Source organism: Dolichospermum sp. UHCC 0259 (assembly GCF_009711935.1).
Lineage (GTDB): Bacteria > Cyanobacteriota > Cyanobacteriia > Cyanobacteriales > Nostocaceae > Dolichospermum.
Window position 1 is genome coordinate 1 of record NZ_VIKX01000283.1, and the last position, 2771, is coordinate 2771.

General features: G+C 32.0%; 1 protein-coding gene. It reads right to left on the bottom strand.

What is annotated here, in order from left to right:
- Positions 1-42: 42 nt before the first annotated feature.
- A partial coding sequence (locus FJR05_RS23620; protein WP_168646369.1) for a type ISP restriction/modification enzyme occupies positions 43-2771 on the bottom strand: 2729 nt, incomplete at its 5' end.

Consider the following 2771-nt stretch of genomic DNA (forward strand, 5'->3'; position numbering starts at 1 on the left):
CAGCTTACACTGGGAGAGCTTTTTTACTCACTCACCGACTTTTCAAACACCCTCTAAGTCATTTTTTAGCCCTCTTGACCAACTGATATTTTTAGGATCATTATCAATAAAAGATTCTACTTGTTTATTTCTTTGTTCAACATTATTCAAAGTTTGATTTTTTAGATAAGCCTTAAATTTTTCAACTTGACTATTATAAAAATCAATCATTCTAATGATATTTGATATTAATTCTTGCTTTGAAAAATTATAAGCCCAAGCAGCACGACTTGTTGCAATTCCTAAAGAATAAACATCAAAAATAGTATGAGTTGTTTTATCTTTTTTATCACCTAATGAAATAAAATTTTCAAAATTATCATTACGTTGGTTAATCCAATCATAATTTTCATTTGGCGTTATTTCTTGCCATTGAATAGTAGAAATATCAGCAAAGTTTTGAATAATATTTAATTTTTTCTCGCGATTTAAATAGTTACCAATATCATGATATAATACTTTGTTTTCTGGATTTTTGGTAGGATTTTTGATGAGTAAAATAATAGCAATACCTGTTTGACTACCTGAACCAAAAATTTGTCCTCCTTCTTCTTTCCAGTTTCCAACTCTCATATCACCTTTTAAATTAAAACAATAAATTCTAGTAAATTCATCTAATAAACATTTTCTGAATCCATCAGCAAATCCTTTATCAATTAAAGCCCCATTAGTTACATAACAAATGATGCCTTGATCATTTTGTTTTTTGATTCTTTCACTAGCCCATTTTATAGCTCTAATTTCCGAACCGTAAAGATTTCTAACATTTGTAGAACCCGAATATTTAGCATAACTATTTTCAATTTGTTCATCTAATTTTTCATATTTGAGATTTTTATTACCATCATTCTCATTTTTTTGTTTTGCAGAATAAGGAGGATTACCAATAATCACAGTAATATCCCTTTGCTTTTGATTAATAACCCGTTGATTATTTTCAGGAAAGATACTTTCTAACAAAAAACCTTCATTTTCAAACATTTGAAAAGTATCAGTCAAAACAATTCCATTAAAAGGTTGATACACATTACCAGTTAAATAATGATAACTTTCCTCAATATTAATCGCAGCAATATAATAAGCTAATAAAACAATCTCATTTGCGTGCAATTCTGAGGTAAACTTACGTTGTAAATCTTCAGGTTTAATTAACCCACTTTGCAACAACCGCACCATAAAAGTACCCGTACCTGTAAACGGATCTAAAATATGAACTCCCTCATCACTTAAACCGACTCCAAACTCTTGTTTTAAAGCAAAATCAGCACTTTTAATAATAAAATCTACTACTTCCACAGGAGTATAAACAATTCCTAATCTTTCTACCAACCTAGGAAAAGCCGCACGGAAAAATTTATCATATAATTCAGTAATAATTCTCTGTTTTCCTTCTGCATTATCAATACTACTAGCTCGTTCTCGCACACTTTGATAAAACTTCTCTAAAGTTTTTACTTCCTTCTCTAAAGATTGGCCTTCCAACACATCTAACATTCTTTGCATCGTCTTAGAAACAGGGTTAAACTTAGTAAACTCATAGCCCTCAAATAAAGCATCAAAAACAGGTTTAGTAATCAGATGTTGAGATAACATCTCAATAGCTTCATCTTCAGTAACATTAGGATTAATATTTTGATGTAACCCTATTAAGAATTCATCAAAAGCTTGTTTAGCTTCAGTTTGAGAGCCTTCTATCAAAGCTTTAATTCTGGAGATGTGACTATCAGCAATTTTAGCTACATCTTTTGCCCAATCCTCCCAATATCTGCGATTACCACATTTAACAACTATCTTGGCATAAATAGCATCTCGCCATTCTTCAATAGCAAAATTCAACTCTAACTGCTTATATTCTTGGGTAGATTGACCAGAATTTCTAACACCTTCTCCAGTCTTATCGTTTTCACCTCTAGCTTTTCCACCAACACCAATAATATTAATTTGAGGCGGTCTTTTCTGGTTTAAGTCAATCTTATTTACGGTGGCATTAAAACGGTCATCATGCGCTCGTAAAGCCTGCAATACTTGCCAAATAACCTTATATTTCTGATTATCTTTTAAGGCTACATCTGGGGACATATCAGCAGGTATTCCTACAGGTAAAATAATATAACCATACTTTTTACCCTCAGCTTTTCTCATTACCCGTCCTACCGACTGCACCACATCAACAACGGAATTACGGGGGGTAAGGAAAATAACAGCATCTAAAGCTGGAACATCAACACCTTCAGATAAACAACGGGCATTAGATAAAATACGACAAATATTCCCTTGTTCTGTGGTATCAGCTTTTAACCATTCTAATTTACCATTTCTTTGTAAAGAGTTTTGAGTACCGTCAACATGATCTAATTCACAATCTAATAAATCTTCATCATCAGGATTTAATTGTTGATAATCATTGATAATATTAGCAAATAATCTCACAATTGTTTCTGAATCTTGAATAGTGCGGGAAAAAGCAACCGCGCGTTTCATGGGGTAATTATCTTCTATATCTTCAATATTAGTTCCCATGCGTTTAGATAAACCATTCCAACAACCGATAATTTTAACCGCATCTTTTAAATCTAATTCATTATTTACATCAGCTAATTGTCTTTGGAAAGTAGCACTAACATACTTTTCATCTACTGCCAACACCATGACTTTATAATCAGTTAATAACCCAGTGCTTAGAGGGTGTTTGAAAAGTTTTGATGGGTAAAATTTTATGCTAATCGCCTCAC